This window comes from Cellulosimicrobium sp. PMB13, from assembly GCF_051294865.1.
GTDB lineage: Bacteria > Actinomycetota > Actinomycetes > Actinomycetales > Cellulomonadaceae > Cellulosimicrobium.
The window spans coordinates 958,930-980,206 of the sequence record NZ_CP145910.1; the positions used below are offsets into that span (position 1 = coordinate 958,930).

The 21,277-nt window shown below is 74.0% G+C and carries 17 protein-coding genes; 9 read left to right on the plus strand and 8 right to left on the minus strand.

All coding sequences use genetic code 11. The annotated features are described in order from the left end of the window. Positions 1 to 18: 18 nt before the first annotated feature. Positions 19 to 1,305, minus strand: coding sequence for an AI-2E family transporter (locus tag V5D56_RS04640; protein WP_435737889.1), 1,287 nt, complete (start codon positions 1,303 to 1,305; stop codon positions 19 to 21). A gap of 147 nt (positions 1,306 to 1,452) precedes the next feature. Between V5D56_RS04640 and V5D56_RS04645 the strand changes: the two genes are divergently transcribed. The 4 genes from V5D56_RS04645 to V5D56_RS04660 all read left to right on the plus strand — a co-directional run bounded on the left by V5D56_RS04645 (position 1,453) and on the right by V5D56_RS04660 (position 3,340). Then, on the plus strand, positions 1,453 to 1,860 hold the full coding sequence (locus tag V5D56_RS04645) for a DUF7144 family membrane protein (RefSeq protein ID WP_251151946.1): 408 nt from the start codon (positions 1,453 to 1,455) through the stop codon (positions 1,858 to 1,860). A gap of 94 nt (positions 1,861 to 1,954) precedes the next feature. Continuing rightward, positions 1,955 to 2,386 (plus strand): DUF6325 family protein, encoded by a 432-nt coding sequence (locus tag V5D56_RS04650; protein ID WP_435737890.1) that lies wholly within the window; start codon positions 1,955 to 1,957, stop codon positions 2,384 to 2,386. 52 nt (positions 2,387 to 2,438) lie between these two features. Continuing rightward, a complete protein-coding gene (locus V5D56_RS04655; RefSeq protein WP_435737891.1) occupies positions 2,439 to 2,795 on the plus strand; it encodes an SHOCT domain-containing protein in 357 nt (118 codons plus the stop codon). A gap of 62 nt (positions 2,796 to 2,857) precedes the next feature. Then, a complete protein-coding gene (locus V5D56_RS04660) occupies positions 2,858 to 3,340 on the plus strand; it encodes a DUF1269 domain-containing protein (RefSeq protein WP_435737892.1) in 483 nt (160 codons plus the stop codon). Positions 3,341 to 3,355: 15 nt separating this feature from the next. On the opposite strand, the gene V5D56_RS04665 is transcribed toward V5D56_RS04660, so the two are convergent. Together V5D56_RS04665 and V5D56_RS04670 are read right to left on the minus strand one after the other, a co-directional pair. After that, a complete protein-coding gene (locus V5D56_RS04665; RefSeq protein ID WP_435737893.1) occupies positions 3,356 to 4,471 on the minus strand; it encodes a sigma-70 family RNA polymerase sigma factor in 1,116 nt (371 codons plus the stop codon). A 94-nt stretch (positions 4,472 to 4,565) separates the two neighbouring features. Next, a complete protein-coding gene (locus tag V5D56_RS04670; protein WP_435737894.1) occupies positions 4,566 to 6,710 on the minus strand; it encodes a SpoIIE family protein phosphatase in 2,145 nt (714 codons plus the stop codon). Positions 6,711 to 6,878: 168 nt separating this feature from the next. Here V5D56_RS04670 and V5D56_RS04675 point away from each other — a divergent pair, with 168 nt between their 5' ends. Together V5D56_RS04675 and V5D56_RS04680 are read left to right on the plus strand one after the other, a co-directional pair. Then, positions 6,879 to 7,499: a SigE family RNA polymerase sigma factor gene (locus V5D56_RS04675; protein WP_435737895.1), complete on the plus strand. Its 621-nt coding sequence runs from the start codon at positions 6,879 to 6,881 to the stop codon at positions 7,497 to 7,499. After that, complete coding sequence (locus V5D56_RS04680; RefSeq protein ID WP_435737896.1) at positions 7,496 to 8,713, plus strand: hypothetical protein; 1,218 nt, start codon at positions 7,496 to 7,498, stop codon at positions 8,711 to 8,713. Before V5D56_RS04675 ends, V5D56_RS04680 begins: the two co-directional genes overlap by 4 nt. Before the next feature lie 77 nt (positions 8,714 to 8,790). On the opposite strand, the gene V5D56_RS04685 is transcribed toward V5D56_RS04680, so the two are convergent. The 4 genes from V5D56_RS04685 to V5D56_RS04700 all read right to left on the minus strand — a co-directional run bounded on the left by V5D56_RS04685 (position 8,791) and on the right by V5D56_RS04700 (position 14,714). Further along, the gene (locus V5D56_RS04685; protein WP_435737897.1) at positions 8,791 to 10,323 is read right to left on the minus strand and encodes an alpha/beta fold hydrolase; all 1,533 of its coding nucleotides are present in this window, start codon (positions 10,321 to 10,323) and stop codon (positions 8,791 to 8,793) included. Between the two features lie 153 nt (positions 10,324 to 10,476). After that, a complete protein-coding gene (locus tag V5D56_RS04690) occupies positions 10,477 to 11,376 on the minus strand; it encodes a 2,3-bisphosphoglycerate-dependent phosphoglycerate mutase (RefSeq protein ID WP_435737898.1) in 900 nt (299 codons plus the stop codon). A gap of 60 nt (positions 11,377 to 11,436) precedes the next feature. Beyond that, positions 11,437 to 14,382 (minus strand): helix-turn-helix transcriptional regulator, encoded by a 2,946-nt coding sequence (locus V5D56_RS04695; RefSeq protein WP_435737899.1) that lies wholly within the window; start codon positions 14,380 to 14,382, stop codon positions 11,437 to 11,439. 170 nt (positions 14,383 to 14,552) lie between these two features. After that, the gene (locus V5D56_RS04700) at positions 14,553 to 14,714 is read right to left on the minus strand and encodes a hypothetical protein (protein ID WP_435737900.1); all 162 of its coding nucleotides are present in this window, start codon (positions 14,712 to 14,714) and stop codon (positions 14,553 to 14,555) included. 228 nt (positions 14,715 to 14,942) lie between these two features. Here V5D56_RS04700 and V5D56_RS04705 point away from each other — a divergent pair, with 228 nt between their 5' ends. The 3 genes from V5D56_RS04705 to V5D56_RS04715 all read left to right on the plus strand — a co-directional run bounded on the left by V5D56_RS04705 (position 14,943) and on the right by V5D56_RS04715 (position 19,893). Further along, positions 14,943 to 15,635: a hypothetical protein gene (locus V5D56_RS04705; protein ID WP_435737901.1), complete on the plus strand. Its 693-nt coding sequence runs from the start codon at positions 14,943 to 14,945 to the stop codon at positions 15,633 to 15,635. Further along, positions 15,632 to 16,042: a UBP-type zinc finger domain-containing protein gene (locus V5D56_RS04710; RefSeq protein WP_435737902.1), complete on the plus strand. Its 411-nt coding sequence runs from the start codon at positions 15,632 to 15,634 to the stop codon at positions 16,040 to 16,042. The genes V5D56_RS04705 and V5D56_RS04710 overlap by 4 nt, the downstream gene beginning before the upstream one ends. A 227-nt stretch (positions 16,043 to 16,269) precedes the next feature. Further along, positions 16,270 to 19,893, plus strand: a complete 3,624-nt coding sequence (locus V5D56_RS04715; protein ID WP_435737903.1) for a LamG-like jellyroll fold domain-containing protein — start codon at positions 16,270 to 16,272, stop codon at positions 19,891 to 19,893. Between the two features lie 132 nt (positions 19,894 to 20,025). Here the strand turns inward: V5D56_RS04715 and V5D56_RS04720 are convergent, their stop codons facing one another. Then, the gene (locus V5D56_RS04720) at positions 20,026 to 21,252 is read right to left on the minus strand and encodes an ROK family transcriptional regulator (RefSeq protein ID WP_435737904.1); all 1,227 of its coding nucleotides are present in this window, start codon (positions 21,250 to 21,252) and stop codon (positions 20,026 to 20,028) included. Positions 21,253 to 21,277: the final 25 nt, after the last annotated feature.

Consider the following 21,277-nt stretch of genomic DNA (forward strand, 5'->3'; position numbering starts at 1 on the left):
GGCGGCGGCACCGAGCGACTACTCGACGCCGTCCGCCCGGCGCTCGTCGACCGTCCGTGCGGCCTCCTCGGCAGCGCGGCGGTTCGCGCGGCGACGCTGGGCGACCCCGCCGTCGCCATCGCGACGCCGCTTGCGCGGTGCGTCGTCACCGCCCTCCTCCCCGGGGTCGTGCAGGAGGTGGGAGTCGATGAGCTCGTGCCGCTGCAGGTACGTGTTCGCCACGGCCTGGATGGTGGCGGCGATGGGGAGCGCGAGGAACGCGCCGAGCGCCCCGAACACGGCGCCGAACGCGAGCACGACGACGAAGCTCACCGCCGGGTTCATCTCGAGCGCCCGCGCGGACACCTTGGGCGAGAAGTACAGGTTCTCGAGCTGCTGGTAGCCGATGATGAACGCCAGCACGGCCAGAGCCTGCGGCATGCCCTGGGACGTGAGCGCGACGGCGACGGGCAGGGCACCGCCGATGTACGTGCCGATCGTCGGGACGAACTGCGACACGACGCCCGTGAACACCGCGAGGGGCAGTGCGTACGGCGTGCCCACGATCAGCAGGAACACGAGCGTGAAGACGCTCGACAGCGCCGCGAGCACGATGCGCGAGTTGATGAAGTCGGAGACCTTGACCTGGGTGATCTCCCACAGGCGCAGCACCTCCTCCTGACGGTCCGGCGTGAGCCACCGGCAGACGCCGGCCCGGAACCTCGGCCCGGCGGCCAGCAGGTAGTAGGTGACGAGGAGGATCGTCAGCGACGCGAAGATGCCTCCGATGATCGTCGTCCCCACCAGCAGCGCGCCCGAGGCGACGTCCTGACCGAACTGGTCGAAGGCCTCGCGCAACAGCTCGTCGGACTCGGGGACGACGACGTCGAACCGCTCCTCCAGGAAGGTCCGGGCGTCCTCGTAGAGCGCCGGGATCGTCTGCACGAGCTGCACGAGCTGCTGGACGAACAGGTTCCCGAACAGTGCGAGCACGACGAGGACGACGACGATCGAGCCGATGAGCGACACGCCTGCGGCGACCCCGCGGCGCCACCCGTGCCGGACGAGCCACACGACGATGGGCTCGAGCGCGAGGGCGATGAAGAACGCGATGAGGACGTTCACCCCGAGGCCCTGGAGCTGACCCAGCGCGTACCAGGCGAAGATCGCCACGAACACGGCGACCACGCCCATGACGAGCGCGCGCGGCACCCAGCGCGGCGGCCGCCGGGAGTCGTGCTGGACGGGCCGGGTGCCGGCCTCGGTCGCCTCCGACGAGGGGTCGTCCGGCGACGGGTCGACCGACGGCGCAGCGGGAGTCGTCATGCCACGAACGTAGTGGCGGGCACCGGGACGAGCGCGCACGACGCACCGGATGCCGAACCGTCCCATCGGTGCCACGATCGTCCCGCGCACGTCGATGGCCGCCGGCCGGTGCCCGTCGAGAGGTCCGAGAATCCTCGAGGTGAAGGTATGGCTCGCTCGTCACAGGTGTCCGCATGGGTCGGCTGGATCTGGTTCGCCGGCATCGTGCTCGTCACCCTCGGTCTGTTCAACGCCATCAGCGGTCTCGTCGCCGTGTTCTCCCCGAACAGCCTCGTCGGCGTCACGGACCAGGGCGTCGTCGTGCTGGACGTCTCCACGTGGGGATGGATCCACCTCGTGATCGGGCTGCTGCTCGTCCTCACCGGCTTCGCGCTCCTCGCGGGCAAGGGCTGGGCGCGGTTCGTGGCGATCGTCCTGGTGGTCCTCAACGCCGTCGCCCAGTTCACGACCCTCCAGGTCACGCCCTGGTGGTCGATCGTCACGATCCTGCTCGACGTCTTCGTCCTCTGGGCGCTCGTCGTCCACGGTGACGAGGCCGAGCGCGCCGCTCGCTGAGCCGGCGCAGCCTCCCTCGACCGCGCGGCGATCCGGACCGCGCGGCCCGTCCGAACCCGACCCCGTACGCCACCCAGACACCGGGAGACACTTCATGGCCACCTCCAGCTTCGGTCCCGTCGAGATCGTCGCCATCGCCTTCCCTGCCGACCGGATCCCGTCCGGCGTCCAGACCGCCGTCGCCGAGGTCCTCGCGGAAGGCACCGTCACGCTGCTCGACCTCGCCGTCGTACGCAGGTCCGAGAACGGCGACGTCGAGTTCCTCGAGCTCACGGACCTCGGCGACGAGATCGAGATCACCGATCTCCAGCTCTCGAGCGCCGGGCTCGCCGGCGAGGAGGACCTCGACGAGGTGGCGGCCGGGCTCGCTCCGGGCACCTCGGCGCTCGTCCTCGTCGTGGAGCACACGTGGGCCCGCGGGGTCGTCGGCGCGGCCGCCGACGCGGGCGGCGTCGTGCTGTTCAGCGAGCGCATCCCTGCGGAGGTCGTCAACGAGGTCGCGGACCTCGCGCTCGCCGAGGACTGACCCGCACCCCCGACCACCACGCCACGCACGCCACACCCGAAGGAGAACCACCATGCCCATCCGTCGCATGGGCCGTCCCGGCCTCATCGGGACCGCCGCCCGCACCGCCGTCATCGCCGGCACCGCCCAGGCCACCGCGGGCGCCGTCTCGCGCCGTCAGGCGAACCGCCAGCAGCAGTCGTGGGAGGCGCAGCAGGCCGCGGCCCAGCAGGAGCAGGCCCGGATCGAGGCGGCCGCGCAGCAGGCGGCAGCCCAGTACGCGCAGCCGGCCGCCGCCGCTCCGCCCGCCGCCCCGGCGTCGGCCGGTGACGACCTCCTGGCGCAGATCGAGCGTCTCGGCCAGCTGCACGCGTCCGGCGTGCTCAGCGACGCCGAGTTCGCCGCCGCGAAGGCCAAGCTCCTCGGCTGAGCCCGCACCCCAGGACCGCACCGCCCAGGCTGCACCGAGCACGAGAAGACCGGAGGACGACCATGGCGAGCTTTACCGTCTGGAGCTTCGACACACCCACAGGGGCCGACACCGCGTCGGGCATCCTGCACTCGGCCGCGTCGGAGGGGCACATCCGCCTCGTCGACTCCGCGGTCGTGACCTGGCCCGAGGGCGCGGCCAAGCCCACGACGCGGCACGGCCACCAGGACACGTGGCGCGGCGGCGGCTGGGGCGCGTTCTGGGGGCTGCTCCTCGGGACGCTCTTCTTCATCCCCCTCGTCGGTGCGGCCGCCGGCGCCGCGATCGGCGCGACGTCCAAGGCGATGGCGGCCGTCGGCATCGACAAGGACCAGCTCGAGCGGATCCGCGAGGGGGTCAGGCCGGGGACCTCCGCGCTGTTCGTCGTCACGGAGGACGGCGACCTCGACGCCGTCGGCGAGCGCTTCCACGGCGTGCACGGGAAGCTCGTCGCCACGAACCTCACGGAGGGGGAGCGGCAGACGCTCCTCGAGACGTTCGACTGATCGCGCCGCGCCGGGTCAGGAGTCGAGGCGCGGAGGCAGCCCGAAGAGCGGGAACCAGGCGGCCGTGTCGAGGAACGCGTTGATCTCCACGACGCGGCCGCCCCGGGTCTCGATCACCTGCAGCGCCCACGGTTCGTACCCGCCGCCCTCGGCGCGGCGGTACTGGCCGAACCCGAACGTCCCGTTCACCGCCACGGGGAGCAGTCGCGAGCCCTCGCACTCCCAGCCCGGACCCACCATCCAGCGGACGATGTCGTCCGTGCCGCGCATCCACAGCGGGTACGGCGGCATGGAGAGCGTGGCGTCGGCGTGGAGGATCGCGACGAGCGCGTCCATGTCGTACCGCTCGAACGCGTCCAGGTAGCGCTCCAGCAGCCGCTTCTCCTCGTCGCCCAGGCTCTGCTCGTCGCCGGGCATACCCCCGACGGCGCCGCCCGGCCCGGCGGCAGGACCGTCGCCGTCCGCGTGCTCCGCGTCGTCCACCCCCGTGCTGCTCCAGTGCGCCCGGGCCGCCATCGTGGCGCGGGCACGCTGCAGCGCGCTGTTGACGGACGCGACGGACGTGTCGAGCAGCTCGGCCACCTCGCTGGCCTGCCAGCGCAGGACCTCGCGCAGCAGCAGCACGGCACGCTGCTTCGGGGGCAGGTACTGCAGCGCGGCGACGAACGCGAGGCGGATGCTCTCGCGACCTACGGCCACCTGGGCCGGGTCGCCGTCGTGGGGGAGCACACGGTCGTCGGGCACCGGCTCGACCCAGGTCTCCTCGGGCAGCACCTGCCCGAGGTTCTCCACCTCGGCGGGCTGCGGACCGCCGAGGCCCATGGGGCGCTCGCGGCGCTTGCGGGCCCCGAGGGCGTCGAAGCAGACGTTCGTCGCGATCCGGTAGAGCCACGAGCGCAGGCTCGAGCGGCCCTCGAACCGGTCGTAGGAGCGCCAGGCGCGCAGCAGCGTCTCCTGCACCGCGTCGTCGGCCTCGAAGGCCGACCCGAGCATCCGGTAGCAGTAACCGGTCAGCTCGCGGCGGTAGCCCGCCAGCGCGACGTCGAGGTCCTCGCGCGCGGGCACGGGATTCGCGGGACGTGGCGCGAGGGATCCCTCTACCGTGTCGACGGGGGTGACGAGGTCGGTCATGGCGAGCTGCCTCTCCGAGTGCGGGTGGGAGCGTCCGGGCCGGATGTGGTCCACACCACACGCTACCCGGCGCTTCCGACACGGCACAGGGTGGTCAGTCGGTCGTCCCGAGCTCGAACCAGACGGTCTTCCCGTCGTCGTCGGCGTCGACCCCCCAGCGCACGGCGCACCGCTCGAGGAACTGCACGCCACGGCCCCCCGTCTCGTGCGGCTCGGGCGACCGCAGCCGAGGAGGTTCCGTCGAACCGTCCCGCACGCCGATCCGCACGACCCGGTGCCCCACCTCGACGGACGCCGACACCGGGGGCCGGGCGTGCTGGACGGCGTTCGTGAGGAGCTCGCTCGTCAGGAGCATCGCGACACGACGGACCGACGGCGTGACGTCGCAGCTCTCCAGCACGTCGTCGACCCAGCGCCGCGACTGCCCGATCGCGGTCGACGTGTGCGGCACGTCGCGACGCACGATGCCCGGCCGGCCTGGCCGCGGCGGGTGCGGCATCGTGTGCCGGACCCGCAGCGCCAGCACCGCGACGTCGTCGCGCTGCGAGCCCGCGACGAGCCGGCGCACGAGCGCGTCCGGAAGGGCCGACGTCGCGATGCCGGCCTGCTCGGCCAGCGCCTCGCGCAGGCTCTCGAGCCGGTCCCCGTACGACGTGCCGCGCCGCTCGACCAGCCCGTCGGTGTACAGCAGCAGCGTGTCGCCCGGGTGGAGGCGCGTGCGGTGGTCGTGGCGGGCCGCACCCGGCAGGACGCCGAGCATCAGGTCGGGTGCCCCGTCGAGCGTCTCGACCGCGCCGTCGGCGCGCAGGACGAGGGGAGCGGGGTGGCCCGCGTTGGACCACACGACGTCGAACCCGCGCGGGGTGCGGTCCAGCCGCACGACGACGGCCGTGCCGCTCGCGTGCAGCGACAGGCCGCGGTTCGCCCGGTCGAGCAGCCGGAGCAGGGTCGCGGGCGGCTCGTCCTGGCACCACGCGAACGTGCGCAGCATCGACCGGAGCTGGCCCATCTGGGCGGCGGCACGCATGTCGTGCCCGGTGACGTCGCCGATCATGAGGACGCACGCGTCGTCGTCGAGGACCACCGTGTCGTACCAGTCGCCGCCGACCTGGTCGGTCCGCGTCGCGGACGCGTACGTCGCGGCCAGCTCGACGCTGCGCATCTCGGGCAGCGCCGTGAGCATCGCGGCCTGCAGCGTCGTCGCGACGCGGTGGCGCTCCTCGAGCAGGCGGACCCGGTCGAGCGCGTGGCCGACGTACGTGGCGATGGTGGTCTGGGTCTTCACGGCGTCGTCGTCGAACTCCTGCACCGAGTCCCACGCCAGGGCGACCACGCCGAGCAGCGTCGTGGCCGAGAAGACCGGGAGGAAGCAGCGCGCCTCGACGCCGTCGGCCTCGATCATCGCGGCCGCCTCGGGGAAGGCCTCGGAGTACGTGGCGTGGTCCCGGAAGAACAGCGGCTCGCGTGTGCGGGCAGCGACGCTCGCACCGCGCGCCTCGTCGAGCCGCATCCGGCGGAAGGCGCGTGGCACGCCCGGCTCCAGGTGGTCGAGCGTCGTGTAGGTGAGCCGGACCCCGGCATGGTCGAGCGTCGCGAGGCCCGCGTACCGCGCACCGATCCCGGCCCCGACCGCCGCGAGCCGCTCCGCGACGTCGCCCACCGACTGGGCCGCGGCGAACGTCTCCGAGAGGTCGAGCAGGAGCCGCGACCGCCGGTTCGCCGTGAGGGCGACCCGCTGCATCCGCCGAGCGCGCTCGCGCGCCACCCGCAGCCGCAGCTCCGACGTGCACGCGGCCGCCAGGTCCGCGAGCGTCGCGAGGTCGCCGTCCGTCCAGGGGCGTGGTCGGGCGTCGATCGCGCAGAGCGAGCCGACGGCGCGTCCCCGCGGGTCGAAGATGGGGAACCCTGCGTACGCGACGACACCCAGGTCGTGGACGGCGCCGTTGTCGGCGAGGTGGGGCACGTCCCGGGCGTCCGCGACGACGAGCGGCTGCGTGTCGTCCACGACGTACTGGCAGAACGAGTGGGTCAGCGGGGTGCGCCGCCTGCTCTGGTACGGCTCCGGGAGACCCAGGGCGCCGGGGAAGACCTGCTCGTCCTCCAGGACCAGGGACACGAGCGCCGTGGGGACGCCGAGCTGGCGCTGCACGAGGCGCGCGAACCGGTCGAACGACTCGTCCGCCGTCGGTCCGGCGAGCCCCGCCTCGACCAGCTCGCGGATCGCCTGCGCCTCGGTCATGACTCAGTATGGCCAGGACAGGGCCCGCGCGGCAGGGCGAACGGCGCGAACCGGACGGGGACGGGTGGGTGAATTCGGGCAAGAGCAGCGAACCGCGCACCTCCCGACGGAACCTCCGAGGCTCCCGCTGCGTGTTCTGCTCGTGACAGCATCACCAGGGACCCGGCGATGAGCGCCGAACGCGTGGAGATCCTTCTCGACCTCGACGCGGGACGAGCGGGTCTGCCGACGGACGACGAGGTCGACGTCGTGCTCCACACCCGGCGCACGCGCGACGAGGAGTTCTCGGCGTTCATGCGCGAGGCGCGCGACCCGCTGCACCGCATGGCCTACCTGCTGTGCGGCGACCGGCACCGCGCCGAGGAGCTCACGCAGCAGGCCTTCGAGCGGACGTACCGGGCGTGGCCACGGGCCCGCGCCGGGGAGCCGCTCGCGTACGCCCGCCGCGTCCTCGCGAACCTGCGCGTCGACACGTGGCGTCGCACGCGGCGCGAGGTGCTGTCCGGGCCCGACGAGCTCGTCCACGGCTCGACCGACGCGAGTCGCCGCGCGACCGACGGGACCGGCACCGTCGACGACCGTGACGCCGTCGTCCGGGCGCTGCTCGTGCTGCCGCTGCGTCAGCGCCGCGTCGTCGTGCTGCGCCACCTGCTCGACCTGTCCGAGCGCGAGGTCGCCGAGGAGCTGGGCATGCCCGTCGGCACCGTGAAGTCCACCGCGTCCCGCGCGCTCGCCCGGCTGCGCGCCGAGCTGTCCGCCGACCCCGCCATCGGAGGCCCCACGCCATGAACGCCGACGGACCTGCCCCTGCCGCGGCCGGGACAGACGACGACTTCGTCGTCCGTCTGCGACGCGCCGCCGACGCCGCCGTCCCCGAGTCCCGTCTCGACCTCGACGTCTCCCTGCGGACGAGCCGCCGCAAGGCCCGCGCGCGCCGCGCCCTCACCGCGACGGCGTCGGTGCTCGCCGTCGCGGGTGTCGGGACGGCGGCGGCCGTGGGTGCTCCGGCGCTGTCCGGGCTCTCCGACCTGCTCGTCGCGGACGCGCCGTACGAGGTCGTCGTGCCCGAGGCGACGACGGTCGACGTCGCGCCCGGCATCGTCGCGGTGAGCGAGCCGGCCACGTACCTGCGCGACGACGGCACGTACGTCCTCGACCTCGGACTCGGCGCGTGGGCCGACGGCGAGCGGTTCCTCGCGGAGGTGGACGAGGGCGGGCCTGACGGGCGGTCTCTGTCGACCCTGCGCGTCGTCGCGGGCGACGACGACGACCTCGCGGCGCTCCGGCGGGGCGAGGACGCGGGGACCGTCGTGCTCGACGACTTCACCAACGGCTCGCTCGTCCTGGGCGCGGGGACCGGGACGGGGGAGAGCGTCTACGTCGGCCTCGACGGCACGTCGTCCGAGCGGTCCGGATCCGACGGACGGTCGACGTGGCTGGTCCTCGCGGGCGAGACGACGGACGCGACGGGCGAACGGGTCACGTCGGTCGAGGTCCCCACGGCCCGCTTCGGCGACCTGGTGATGGTCGCCGCCCGCCTCGGTGCCGACGGCGTCGACGTACCCGAGCTTCGCGGTCACGTCTCCGTCGGTCCGGGCCTGCAGTCCTCCGCAGACTGTGCCGACGCACCCGAGGAGTTGCCCGAGGGGGAGGAGAGGATCCGGGGATGCCGCGTGGCCTACGACGCCGAGCGACGCACCGTGACCGAGGTCGACGCCCCTCCCGGCGTGCTCGACAACGCGGTGATGGACGCTCTCCGGGGCCTTCTGCCACCGACGCCCGACCGAGCGCCGCACGACCCGGCGCTCCTCGTCGCGTGCCTTGCTCAGCGAGGCTTCGACGTCCCCCGGGGCGACGACGCCGTGCTCTGGACCATGCCCGACGGCGCCCAGGGGCAGGCATGGCGGCAGTGCCAGCTCGACGTGCCGACCGTCGTCCTGGAGTGGTACACGACGCACGCCGACGAGGTGCAGGGCAAGGAGCTCACGAGCGGCTGGGACTGACCCGTCCGCGCGCCGGTCGTGTCAGCCGCGCCCGACGTCGGTGCAGAAGAGGTCCTCGTCCGGCAGGTGGCCGGTGGTCAGGAAGTCGACGGTCGCCCCGTCGGCGCAGGCGAGCCCGCGTCGTAGACGGAGTGCCCGCCGTTGTCGACACCGACGAGGGCGGCACGGTCGCCGAGGACCTCGCGCAGCCCTTGTCCGGCGTCCCAGGACGTGGCGTGGTCCCGGCGGTTCTGCAGGATCAGGATGTCACCGGGGCCCTCGTCGGTCACGGTGACCGGCTCCTCGATCGGGGCCTCCCAGAAGGCGCACGGCCAGATGTTGGCCGGCATGCCCGCCGTGAGCGGCCAGGCCTCGCGGTGCGCGGCGCTGTCGGCGGCGTAGTCGGCGACGTCGTGGGACCACTCCGCGTCACCGCACGTGAGTGCCAGGAACATGGTCGCCTGGTTGTCCGCGGGGACACCGGGGGTGGACGGAGCCTCGGCGAACACCTGCTGGAGCACCTCGCCGTCGGCCGCGGTGAGCCGGCCGTCCGCGAGGTTCGCGACGGCCTTCCAGACCTGCGCGAGGATCGGGAGGGTCTCGTCGTCGAGGAGCAGCGCGTAGGTGATAGTGCGCAGCATCGCTCCGTCCATCGACTGCTGCGTGCCCGGGACCGGCGCTGGTTCACGGTCGAGCCGGTCCGCGAGCGCGAGATAGGTCCGGGTGACCTCGTCGACGGTGCCACCGAGCCCGAGGGTGTCGTCCTGTCCTGCGGCGACGGCGGCCGCGTCGGGGAACCGTTCGGCCATGCCCTTGCCCCAGCCCGCCACCACGCCGGACCAGACCTCGGTGGGGTCGATGTTGCCCTCGAGGACCATGCGGTCGGTCCGCTCCGGGTACAGCGAGCTGTAGACGGCGCCCAGGTAGGTGCCGTAGGACTGGCCCCAGTAGGAGATCTTCTGCTCGCCGAGCGCCTCGCGGACGCGGTCCAGGTCACGAGCGGTGTTGGCGGTGGTGAAGTACCGCAGGTCCCCTCCGGCCGTGGCGGCGCACCTCTGGGCCTCGGTGCGGGCCAGCTCGACGTTCGCGTCGATCGAGCCGTCCGCGGCGGGATAGGGGAAGTGCCCTGGCACGCCGGCGACCTCGAGGCCGCAGCTCTGCGGCGTGCTGTGCCCGACGCCGCGCGGGTCGAAGCCGATGAGGTCGTAGCCGTCCAGGACGGACTGCGGCAGCGTCGGAGCCATCGTGCCGGGCATGTCGAGACCTGACAGGGCGGGTCCGCCGGGGTTCAGCAGCAGGACGCCGTGCCGCTTCTCGGGGTCGGCGGCGGCGAGCCGGGAGATCGCCACCTCGATCGACGTGCCGTCCGCCTCGTCGTAGTCCAGCGGGACCTCGACCGTCGCGCAGGTCAGCCGGGGATCCCGGGTCACAGGGCTCGCCGCCGCCGGGCAGGCTCCCCACTCGATCGCGGCGGCCTCGGCCTGGTCCGCGGGCGCCGGGAGGTCTTCCTCGTGCGCGGCGTCGCTGCAGCCGGACGTGACGGTCACCGCCAGCGTCGCGGCCATCAGTGCCATGGCGAACCGGCGGCCCCGTGGCCGGCCGGACATCTCGGCGCTACGTGTCGTGCTCATCGCCCTCGTCCTTCGGATCGGCTCGGCGCACCGCGTTCGCGGTGGCCCGTGCTTCTGCCGAAAAGCTAACGACGACGGGGTGCGGCACACATCGCCCCGGAGTGGGCAGATCGGGTAGCTCGCACGGGGGACAGGGATGCGTCGAGACCGGCCTCAGGTGCCGCCGCGGGCCTGGAGGTCGGCGAGCGCGTGCTCGGCGCCGTCGGCGTCGAGGTAGGTCCCGCCGCGCACGAGCGGAACGATCCCGGCGGTGTCGGTGCTGCCGGCGATCGCCTGGTCGCACGGCGGCTCCGCTCCGGCCCGGTGGACGAACCGGCGCACGAGCGGCTGACCGGTCGGGACGTTCAGGTCCACGACGTCCTCGGGCGCGAGACCGTCCACGAGCACCGAGAGCGCGCGCAACGAGTTCCCGTGCCCGACGACGAGCAGCGTCTCCCCGCGCGCCAGCGCGGTGGCGGTCGTGGCCCAGAAGGGCCGGAGCCGGTCCACGACGTCGGCGAGCGACTCGGTGTCCGCGCGCAGGCCGGTGCGGGCGGCGTCGGGCAGGCGGAGCAGGACGTCGTCGACGGCCGCGCGGGCCGGGTGGTCGGGTCCGAGCGCGGGCGGCCGGTGCGCGTACGAGCGGCGGTAGCGCCAGTACGCCTCCTCGCCGAACTCCCGCCGGACGACCTCACGGGGCGTGTCCGTGAAGGCGCCGTAGTGGCGCTCGACGAGCCGCCACTCGACCTCGAGCGGTGGCGGACCGGGCAGCGCCGCGGCGACGATCGCCGCCGTCCCGGACGCGCGGACGAGCGGCGACGTCACGACCCGCCGGGGTGCGAGCTCCGGGTGCTGCTCCGCGGCGTGCGCGAGCAGGTCGGCGGCGTGCCGCGCCTCCGCGACGCCCCGGTCCGAGAGCGGGACGTCGAGCAGACCCGTGAACCGGTCGTCCGCGTTGTAGGTGCTCTGGCCGTGCCGGAGCAGGACCAGCACGCCGGGTGCGGGGCGAGGCCCGGTGCTCGGGGTGGTGCGAGGGGTGACCGACGACGCGGGACCGGCAGGCGCTGGAGGCACGCGGTCAGCGTAACGACGGCAGGAACCGCGCGTGCGCCGGGGCTGGACCGGTCGGCCCGGTCAGACCTCGAGCAGCCCCCGCTGGTGCGCGAGCGACACGGCCTCCGCGCGTCCCGACGCGCCGAGCTTCGCGAGGACGTTGGAGATGTGCACGCTCACCGTCTTGGCGGAGATGTAGAGGCGCTCGCCGATCTGTCGGTTCGTCAGCCCCTGCGCGACGAGGATCAGCACCTCCTCCTCCCGGTCGGTGAGGACGGTCGTCGTCGAGCGCCGCAGGCCCGGCAGGTCCAGGCGGGCGCGGCGGGCGAGCGCGCGCACGGCCTCGGCGAGCGGGGCGGCGCCCATCGCCTCCGCCTCCTCGAGCGCCTGCGCCGCCTCGATCTCCGCGGCGTTGCGGTCGCCCGTCGCGCACAGCGCCTCCGCCCAGCGGAACCGCGAGCGCGCGGCCTCGTAGCGGTAGCCGTAGCCGAACGCGCGCGTCGTCTCCTCCCACAGCGCGGCGTCGGCCTCGCCGGTGAGCCTTGCGTGCTCGGCGGCGGCACGCGCGAGCCAGGCTCGCCCCTCGGGGCCGAGCGTCCCGCCGCGCGGCCGGCCACGCTCCGCCGTCGTGACGGCCGCGTCGAGCAGGGGCCGCCCGCGCGCGACGAGGCCCGCGACCGTGTCGGAGGCGTCACCCGTCACGCGTGCGGCGTCCGCGGCGTCGGCGAGCGCCGCGAGCGCGAGCGCCGAGATCCAGATCCGCCCGAGGAAGTAGTCGCTCCAGGTACGGCCGAGGTGCTCCACGAGCTCGACGGCGAGCTCGACCGCCTCCTCGTACCGACCCGCCCAGGTGAGGGCGTCGATCGAGCACCCGCCCGAGATGAGCGCGAGCATGCCGTCGCGGTACCAATCGCGGCGCAGGGCCGTGCCGCGCTCGACGACGTCCGCGTCGCCTCGCGCGACGGCGGCGTAGAGCTGCACCCCGGCGAGGGCGGGCACCCAGTTCTCCGGCACCGCCTCGCCCGCGGTGTCCGTCGGCGTCAGGTCGCCGACGGCGTAGCGGACGATGTCGTCGAACAGGCGCAGCTCGACGCCGTACACGCTCCAGCCGAGACCGGTCGCCCGCGCGCGGTCCAGCCCGTCGCGCACGACGTCGAGCGCCTCGGTCAGACGGCCCGCGTAGTAGCGGTTCGCCGCGATGTTGTACCAGCAGCGGAGCTCGGTGAGGATGTCGCCGGCCTCGACGGCGCGCTCGCGAGCCTGCTCGAGGAGCGTCGCCGCGCGATCCTCGTCCTCGACCTCGAGCACCGCCATCGTCGTGAGCACGTCGGCCTCGACGTCCGGGGCGTCGATGCGGTGCGCCTCCGCGAGCGCCTCGGCCGCGACCTCCGCCGCGAGCTCGTCCTGGTCGGCGTTCATCGCTGCGCGGGCGCGCATGGCGAGCGTCCACGCGCGGTCGAGCGACGGCGGCTCCGTCGGCAGCACCGCGAGCGCCGCCTCGGTGTGGGTGAGCACCTCCTCGACCTGCTCGGTCCCGAGGAGGTAGCGCGACAGCACGTGGCGCAACGAGGCCTGGCGCAGCGGGTCGTCGGCGGTCGCCTCGACGACCTTGCGCGCGAGGGCCACCGCGCGCTCGGGGCTCCCGGCACGGCTCGCCGCCCCCGCGGCCGCGAGGCCCACCGCGACCTTGTCCTCCCCGAGGCGCTCCGCGGCGTCGGGCACGGCCGCCCACAGGGACAGGACCTGCTCGAGGTGGCGCAGCTCCTCGGCGGGTGCGAGGACGCGCGCCGCCTTGCGGGCCGCGCCGCGCGACGCGGTGAGCGCCGCCGGGAGGTCGTGCGCGGCGAGCGCGTGGTGGGCGCGCAGCGCGGGCGACCCGAGCGTCGGGTCCGCGTCGAGGGCGTGCAGATAGGTGCGGTGCACCGTGACGCGCTCGCCCGGCAGCAGGTCGGACGAGACGGCCTCGGCGAGGAGGGCGTGGCGGAACACGACGGTGTCCCGGCCGTCGCCACCGGGGTCGCCCTCGATGCCGAGGACGTGGTGCGCGATCGCCTCGCGCAGCGCGCGGTCGTACGCGCCCGGGTCCGTCGCGAACGCGGGGTCCTGCTCGAGGACCGCCCGCAGGAGCCGCTCGGACACCTGGCGTCCCGACACGGACGCGGCGCGCACGAGGTGCTGCACCGGCGGGTCCAGGGTCTCGAGCCGGGCACGCAGGACGTCCGCGAGCGACCACGGCAGCTCCTCGCCGGGCCCCGCCTCGACCAGCTCCTCGGCGAAGTAGGCGTTGCCCTCCGAGCGGGTGCGGACCGACTCGAACGCGTCCTCGCGCAGCGGGCCGCCCGCGACCGCCGTCGTGAAGTCGCGCAGCTCCCCGGCCGTGAACGGCCGCAGGTCCACGTGCTCGACGCGCGGGTGGCGGCGCAGCTCGGCGAGCACCGGGCGCAGCGGGTGCCGGCGGTGCAGGTCGTCGCTGCGGTAGCTCGCGACGACGACCACGTGCTCGGTGCGCAGGCGCGCGACGACGAAGCGCAGGACGTCGCGGCTCGACGGGTCCGCCCAGTGCAGGTCCTCGACGACGAGGACGAGGGGCGCGTCGGCGGTGCCGGAGGCGGCGAGGGCGGCGGCGACGCTCTCGAAGAGCTGCAGGCGCTCGCCCTGGCTCTGCTCGCCGTCGGCAGGCAGGGCGGCGTCGAGCAGGCGCGCGAGCGCCGGCCGCTGGGCGACGGTCGCGTCGACCGCGTCGTGCACCGAACGGAGGGTCGTCAGCGCCTCGGTGAAGGGAAGGTAGGGGAGGCCGACCTCGCCGAGGTCCACGCAGTGGCTCCAGACCACCGTCGCGCCCTGCTCGGCGGCGAGCTCCGTGGCGCGCGTCAGCAGGCGCGTCTTGCCGACGCCGGCGTCCGCGCCGACGAGCACGACGCCCGGCTCGCCGCGGCGCGCCCTGTCGACCGCGGCGGCGAGGCGTTCGAGCTCGTCGGCGCGGGCCACGAAGGGCGCGCGGGTGGAGGGGCGGGGCACGAGACCCATCCTCCCAGCGGGCACCCACGTGCGGCCAGGGGAATGGTGAGCGTCGAGAGCGACCGGGGACATGGCGCCGTCGGGCACGACGACGCCGCCGGCAGCGGGTGTCCCACCGGGGGTCCCACCGCCGACGGCGTCGGGGTCGTCGTGCTGCCGGCGCGCGCCGGTCGCGGCGCTCACCGGGTGCGCCGGTGCCGACGCTCCCGGAGCCAGTGCAGCAGCACGGGCTCGCCCCGCTGGTAGTCCTCGCGGAGCTTCTGCTGGTGGTAGGTGAGCTCGGCCTCGAAGGCCGGGCCGAACTGCGTGCCGCTCATGATCGTCCCCGTTCCGGCGGGCACCCTGCCTGCCTGACCTCAACAGTCGTCCTGAGTCCACCGGTCCGGGATCGGTCGTCCGGGCAGGATCGTGTCGGGCAGAGCCTCAGACGAGCGGGCCGGGTGCACCTGAGGGGTCTGAGGTACCTCAGAGGGCAGCAACCTGTGATGCCGATCACGCTTCCCGTTGCCAACGACCCGGGCGCGTCGCAGACTGGACGGTGACCGGACCCACCGTGTGGGGGTGACCTCGTGACCGACACCTACGACATGCTGCCGATGCTGGGCCGTGGCAAGCACCGCAACCCGAAGAAGGGGGCGTGCTTCATGGAGCTCGCGTCCTATCTCGCGGGCGAACGCTGGAGCGACCATCCACGGTGCACGCACCCGCTCCTCGCGATGCTGGCCCGCGCGGTGAACGACCTCACGGTCGATCCCGAGCGTCCGAAGCTGGCACCGCTCATCCCGTCCGTCATCGGGCTGACGAGCGACGACCCGCACTGGGACGTGCGCATCGCGCTGCGTGCCGCCGTGGCGGCGCTGCCGATCGCCCCCGCCGAGCGCCAGCAGACGCTCGCCGTCGCGATCATCGGCGCCGAGAAGATGCTCGACGTGCTCGACCACCGCCCCGCCGGGACGATGAGCGCCGAGTCCGCCGACGCGCTCGCGACGTGCCCGCGCACGGCCCGGTGGGCGCAGAAGTTCTGCGAGGGTGCACGCCTGCGCCCGAGCCGGTTCGTGCGCGACGCCGCGCCGAGCATCATCTCCGCGGCGGTCCAGGGCATCGCCGAGGCGTGCATCCCGAACCCCGACGAGCGCCTGCGCGACCTGCTCTCCGCGACGATCGACGACTGCCGCACCTGGGCCGCCGCCGAACCCGCCGCCACGCTCGACCCCGAGTCGTGGGCTCCTGTCGTCCGGGCGGCCGGCGCAGGAGCGAGATGACCACCGACCGCGCCCCGAGCGTCAACGGGGACGGTCTCGACGACGCGGCGCTCGCGGCGGAGCTCAAGGCCGCCGTGAAGCCGGACGTCCCGCCGAGCGGCGACGGGTGCGCGGAGTGCGACTCCGCCGGCGGGTGGTGGGTGCACCTGCGCCGGTGCGCCACGTGCGGTCACGTCGGCTGCTGCGACTCGTCGCCCGCCCAGCACGCGACCGCGCACTACCGCGAGACCGGTCACCGCGTGATGCGCTCGTTCGAGCCGGGCGAGGACTGGTACTGGGACTTCGGCACGGAGCAGGTCCTCGAGGGCCCGCACCTCGCGGCGCCGCTGTCGCACCCGCCCGAGCAGGCGGCGCCCGGTCCCGCGGACCGCGTCCCGCCGAACTGGCGCGAGCTGATCCACGCCTGACGGTCGGTCGGCCCTTCGCACCGCCGGACCTGGGGTTCGGCGCTGCGAGGTACCGATCGGTCGGTCTCGCGCGTATCTGTTGGCATTCCGTGGTGGAAGCTGTTTGATTCTGAGGAGCGGTGTTCAGCTCGCGGCCGACGACGGTCGCTCACCGCCGGACGACGATCGTCCGGCTCGACGCCGCCGCAGCAGCACCCACAGTGAATTCTCGACGAGGAGGACCACGGATGCATCGTCTGACAGCGGTATCACCGCCCAGGGGGAGACGGCGGTCACGGCTGCTCGCCGCGGCGCTCGCCGCAGCCCTCACGATCCCGCTCGCCGCCGTGTCGGCGACCGCGGGGACCCTGCCCGCCGAGCCCACGGGTGACGAGCCCGCCGCGCAGGCGGAGTCCTCGCGCAACGGCCTCAAGGGCGAGTACTTCCTCTCCGGTGGCCCGGCCTGGCCGCTCACGGACCTCAAGGCCACCATCCCCGACCCGCGGATCGAGTTCCCGAACCTCGTGCCGACGTTCGCCGAGCTCACCGGCCGCGGCGAGCGCACGTCCGCGCGCTGGACCGGCACGATCACGCCCGAGTTCAGCGAGGCGTACACGTTCTCCGCGATCGGCGACAACGGGTTCCGGCTGTGGATCGACGACGAGCTCGTCATCGACCACTGGGTCGACGACTGGGACGTCGAGCAGACGGGCGCGCCGATCGAGCTCGAGGCCGGCCAGGCGTACGCGTTCCGCATGGAGATGTTCCAGAACACGGGTGGCTCGCACCTGCGCCTGCGGTGGCAGAGCCCGTCCCAGGAGCGCGAGATCGTCCCGACGGACGCCTTCGCGTACCCGGACGACTTCGTCGTCTTCCCGGCGCAGGCCACGCTCGAGCCCGACGGGACGAGCCTCAACGTGGCGTTCGAGGGCGCAGCGGGCGGCGTCGACGAGAGCCTCGTCGAGCACCTGCGGGTGCAGGTGGACCAGCTCGCCTGGCCCGTCGCCGGCGTCGAGGCGCAGGGCGACGTGCTCGGCATCGACCTGGGCGCGCAGGTGGACCGCGCGTCGGCCGTCCGCCTCGTGTACGACGGCGAGGGCGACCTCACCGTGGGCGGCGAGCCCGCGGGCTCGCTCAACCTCCCGGTCGAGAACACGTCCACGTTCCGCATCCAGACGCCGTGGGCCGACGAGTTCGACCCCGAGAACCCGTTGCCCGAGTACCCGCGCCCGCAGCTCACGCGCGACGACTGGCAGAACCTCAACGGGATCTGGCAGTTCGAGCCGTCCGCGGCCGCGACGCCCGGTGGTGCGACCGACGTCCCCACCGGCCGCGACCTCGACGAGGAGATCGTCGTGCCCTACGCCGTCGAGTCCGCGCTGTCGGGCATCGAGCGGCGCGAGGACGACATGTTCTACCGCCGCACGGTGACCGTCCCCGAGGACTGGGGCGTGGGCAGCGACAACCGGCTGCGCCTGAACTTCGGCGCGGTCGACAACACCGCCACCGTGTGGGTCAACGGCACCGAGGTCGGCACGCACCGCGGCGGGTACGACGCGTTCTCGTTCGACGTCACCGACGCGCTCGTCGAGGGCACCGAGCAGGAGATCGTGGTCCGCGCCGTCGACACGACGGACGGCAGCAACCAGGCCGTCGGCAAGCAGACGCTCAACCCGGGCGGCATCTTCTACACGCCGACGTCGGGCATCTGGCAGACGGTGTGGATGGAGCCCGTGCCGACCGCCGCGATCGACGACGTCGTCACGACGCCCGACATCGAGGCCGGCGTCCTCGCCGTCACCGTGCGCTCCGCGTCCGCGTCCGACGGCGCGACCGTCACCGCGGTCGTCCGCGACGCCGAGGGCGCCGAGGTCGGCACCGCGACGGGCGCGGTGGACGAGCAGCTCACGGTCGAGGTCCCTGGCGCCCACCTGTGGACGCCGGACGACCCGTACCTGTACGACGTCGACGTCACCCTGACCGACGGCACCGGTGACGGCGCGACGACGGACACCGTCGAGTCCTACGCGGGCATGCGCTCGATCGAGGTCGCCGAGGTGGACGGCGTCAACCGCATCCTCCTCAACGGCGAGAACACCTTCCTGCTGTCGACGCTCGACCAGGGCTACTGGCCGGACGGCATCTACACGCCGGCCTCCGACGAGGCGTACGTGTTCGACATCCAGGCGCACAAGGACCTCGGGTTCAACACGCTGCGCAAGCACATCAAGGTCGAGCCCGCCCGGTTCTACCACCACGCCGACACGCTCGGCCTCATGGTCTGGCAGGACATCCCGAGCGGCTGGTTCAACGACGGTGACACCGACCCGGCGTCGCGCACGTTCTGGGAGTCCGAGATGAAGGAGATCATCGACCAGCTGCGGTCGGTGCCGTCCATCGTCGGCTGGGTGACCTTCAACGAGGGCTGGGGCGAGTGGGACCTCGCCCAGACGGCGCGCATCGGCAACGAGATCGACGCCTACGACCCGAGCCGCATCCTCAACACGCACTCCGGCTACAACTGCTGCGCGTCGAAGGGCGACTCGAAGACCGGCGACATCATCGACCACCACCTGTACACGGGCCCGGCGACGCCCAAGCCGGACGCGACCCGCGCGTCGATCGACGGCGAGCACGGCGGCTTCTCGATGAGCACGCCGGGCCACATGTGGCCGGGCGTCTCCGCGAACCCGTACGGCGGCGTCGCGAACAGCGAGGCGCTGACGGACGCGTACGTGGCGAACACCGAGAAGCTCGTGCGCCCCGCCCAGTGCTACCTCTCGGGATCCGTGTACACGGAGATCTCCGACGTGGAGAACGAGCTCAACGGCTTCTACACCTACGACCGCCGGGTCCTCAAGATGGACGCCGCGCGCGTGAAGGACGTCAACGAGCGCGTCGTCGCGGCGGCCAGGCAGGGCTCCGCGCCGGTCGACCCGGGCACCCCGGGTCTCACCGGGACGGGCCGGTGGTCGTTCGACGAGGGCACCGGCACGACCGCGGCCGACTCCGTGGGCGACCACCCGGCGTCGGGCACGGGAGAGTGGGTCACCGGTCACGGTGACACGGGCACCGCGGTCCACCTCGACGGGGTGGACGACCACTTCGCGACCGAGGGTCCCGTGCTCGACACCACCGGCTCCTACACCGTCTCGGCGTGGGCCCAGCTCGACCGCCTGCCGGGCGGCGCGTGGGCGACGGTCGTCGGTCAGGACTCGTCGACCGGCTCGAGCGCGTTCTACCTCCAGTACGGCGGCGGCGGCCGGTTCGCCCTCTCCTACGACGGCGAGCCGCGGGCCGAGCACGTCGTCCAGCCGGTGCTCGGCGACTGGTACCACCTCGTGGGCGTCCGCGACGCGGCCGACCAGAAGCTCAGGCTGTACGTCAACGGGGAGCTCGTCGGCCAGTCCGACGTGTGCGGCGGCACGACGCCGTCCGGCCCGCTGACCATCGGCCGCGGCCAGTGGGGCGGCAACCCGGTCGACTTCTGGCCGGGCACGATCGACGACGTCCGCGTCTTCGACCGCGCGCTGTCCGACGACGAGGTCGCGTCCGTGTACGCCGGCGACGACGAAGAGCCGGCGCTCGACGTCACGGTGACCGCGGAGCCGCGCTGCCTCGCCGGGACGGCGTACGTCGCCGTCCGGGCGACGAACGGCGAGGACGTCCCGATGGCCGTCACGCTCGGCACGCCGTTCGGGTCGAAGGCATTCTCCGACGTCCAGCCGGGGAAGAACGCGTACCAGTCGTTCGCGGTGCGCGCGGCGTCGGTCGAGGCCGGCGAGGCGACCGTCACGGCGACGGCGACGGTCGACGGCGAGGAGGTGACGACCGAGGTCGCGGCGCCGTACGCGGCGTCGTCCTGCGGCTGACCCCCGCTCGCGAGGTAGAACCGCAGGTCGCGAGGTAGAGCTCGGGGAGCTCTACCTCGCGACCGCGGGTTCTACCTCGCGGGTTCGTCCGAGGGGAACCGGCGCTGGCTGTGTCGCGCTCCGTCGGTGGCGTCAGGTCCGACGGCGCGAGGCGTCGTCGGCGACGGCCGGCAGCTCCGCGCGCAGCACCATCGAGGCCGCACCCACGGCCGCGGCGTCGGCGACACGCATCGAGAGCGCGACCTCGACCTGGTGGCGGGCGCGGGGGAGCGCCTCCGCGTCGAGCCGTTCGCGCAGGACCGACAGGTAGATGCTGCCCGCGACGGTGAACGACGGCCCGGCCAGGACGATCGAGTCCAGGTCGAGCAGGTCCACGAGCGTGAGCACGGCGTCCGCGAGGTGGTGCGCCGACTCCTCGACGAGCGCGGTCGCGAGCGCGTCGCCGCGCACGGCCGCCGACGCGACGGCGGCGAAGTCGGTGAACGGGTCGCCGTCGTCGCTCAGCTCGACGGTGGTCTCGCGCCCGGCCTCGACGGCGGCGCGCGCCGCGGCGGCGACCGCGGCAGGTGCCGCGAGCTCCTCGACCGTGGGCCCGGCCGACCCGTCGGCGCGGTGCACGTGCAGGCGCCCGAGCGGCCCGACGTTGCCGCTCGCGCCGCGGTAGACCTGACCGTCGAGCACCAGCCCGGCGCCGATCGACGCGCCCATGTAGACCGTGCAGTGCGCGCGCGCGTCCCCCAGGGTCCCGCGCCACAGCTCGCCCACGGCGGCGGCCGTCGCGTCGTTGCCGAGGACGACGGCGAGCCCCGTCGCGCGCTCGAACGCGGCCCGCACCCCGTGGCCCACCCAGCCGGGCAGGCTGCGCGAGTGCAGCAGGGACCCTTGGTCGAGGTCGAGCGTCCCGGGCAGCACGAGCCCCACGCCCACGACCGACGACGGCGCGACCTCGCCCGCGCGCAGCAGCGCGAGGACCTGCGCCGACAGGCGCTGGACGACGGCGTCCGGGTCGTCCGCGCGCGCACCGCGCACCCGCTGGCGCGCGACGAGGGCGCCCGCGGCGTCGACCACGACGGCCACCGCCCAGTCGGCGCCGACCTGGACCCCGACGGCGCAGCGCGACCGCGGGGCCACGGCGAGCATCACGCGCGGCTTCCCGCCCGTCCATGCCCGCTCGCCGGTCTCGACGACGAGGCCCTCGTCGAGCAGCGCCCGCACGGCGTGCGTCACGGTCGCCTGCGTGAAGCCCGTGGTCTCCGCGACCTCGACGCGGCTGATGGGGCCCAGCCGCCGGATGGTGTCGAGCACCGTGGACCGGCTCGTCCGCGCACCCGTTCGGGGCGCACGCCCAGGGACCTCCACGGGACGACGGTACCCGGCGGGCCGA

Bases quoted from the DNA above. Each gene is read 5' to 3' on its own strand.
- V5D56_RS04640 (WP_435737889.1), bottom strand. From the start codon at position 1,305: ATGACGACTCCCGCTGCGCCGTCGGTCGACCCGTCGCCGGACGACCCC.
- V5D56_RS04645 (WP_251151946.1), top strand. From the start codon at position 1,453: ATGGCTCGCTCGTCACAGGTGTCCGCATGGGTCGGCTGGATCTGGTTC.
- V5D56_RS04650 (WP_435737890.1), top strand. From the start codon at position 1,955: ATGGCCACCTCCAGCTTCGGTCCCGTCGAGATCGTCGCCATCGCCTTC.
- V5D56_RS04655 (WP_435737891.1), top strand. From the start codon at position 2,439: ATGCCCATCCGTCGCATGGGCCGTCCCGGCCTCATCGGGACCGCCGCC.
- V5D56_RS04660 (WP_435737892.1), top strand. From the start codon at position 2,858: ATGGCGAGCTTTACCGTCTGGAGCTTCGACACACCCACAGGGGCCGAC.
- V5D56_RS04665 (WP_435737893.1), bottom strand. From the start codon at position 4,471: ATGACCGACCTCGTCACCCCCGTCGACACGGTAGAGGGATCCCTCGCG.
- V5D56_RS04670 (WP_435737894.1), bottom strand. From the start codon at position 6,710: ATGACCGAGGCGCAGGCGATCCGCGAGCTGGTCGAGGCGGGGCTCGCC.
- V5D56_RS04675 (WP_435737895.1), top strand. From the start codon at position 6,879: ATGAGCGCCGAACGCGTGGAGATCCTTCTCGACCTCGACGCGGGACGA.
- V5D56_RS04680 (WP_435737896.1), top strand. From the start codon at position 7,496: ATGAACGCCGACGGACCTGCCCCTGCCGCGGCCGGGACAGACGACGAC.
- V5D56_RS04685 (WP_435737897.1), bottom strand. From the start codon at position 10,323: ATGAGCACGACACGTAGCGCCGAGATGTCCGGCCGGCCACGGGGCCGC.
- V5D56_RS04695 (WP_435737899.1), bottom strand. From the start codon at position 14,382: ATGGGTCTCGTGCCCCGCCCCTCCACCCGCGCGCCCTTCGTGGCCCGC.
- V5D56_RS04710 (WP_435737902.1), top strand. From the start codon at position 15,632: ATGACCACCGACCGCGCCCCGAGCGTCAACGGGGACGGTCTCGACGAC.
- V5D56_RS04715 (WP_435737903.1), top strand. From the start codon at position 16,270: ATGCATCGTCTGACAGCGGTATCACCGCCCAGGGGGAGACGGCGGTCA.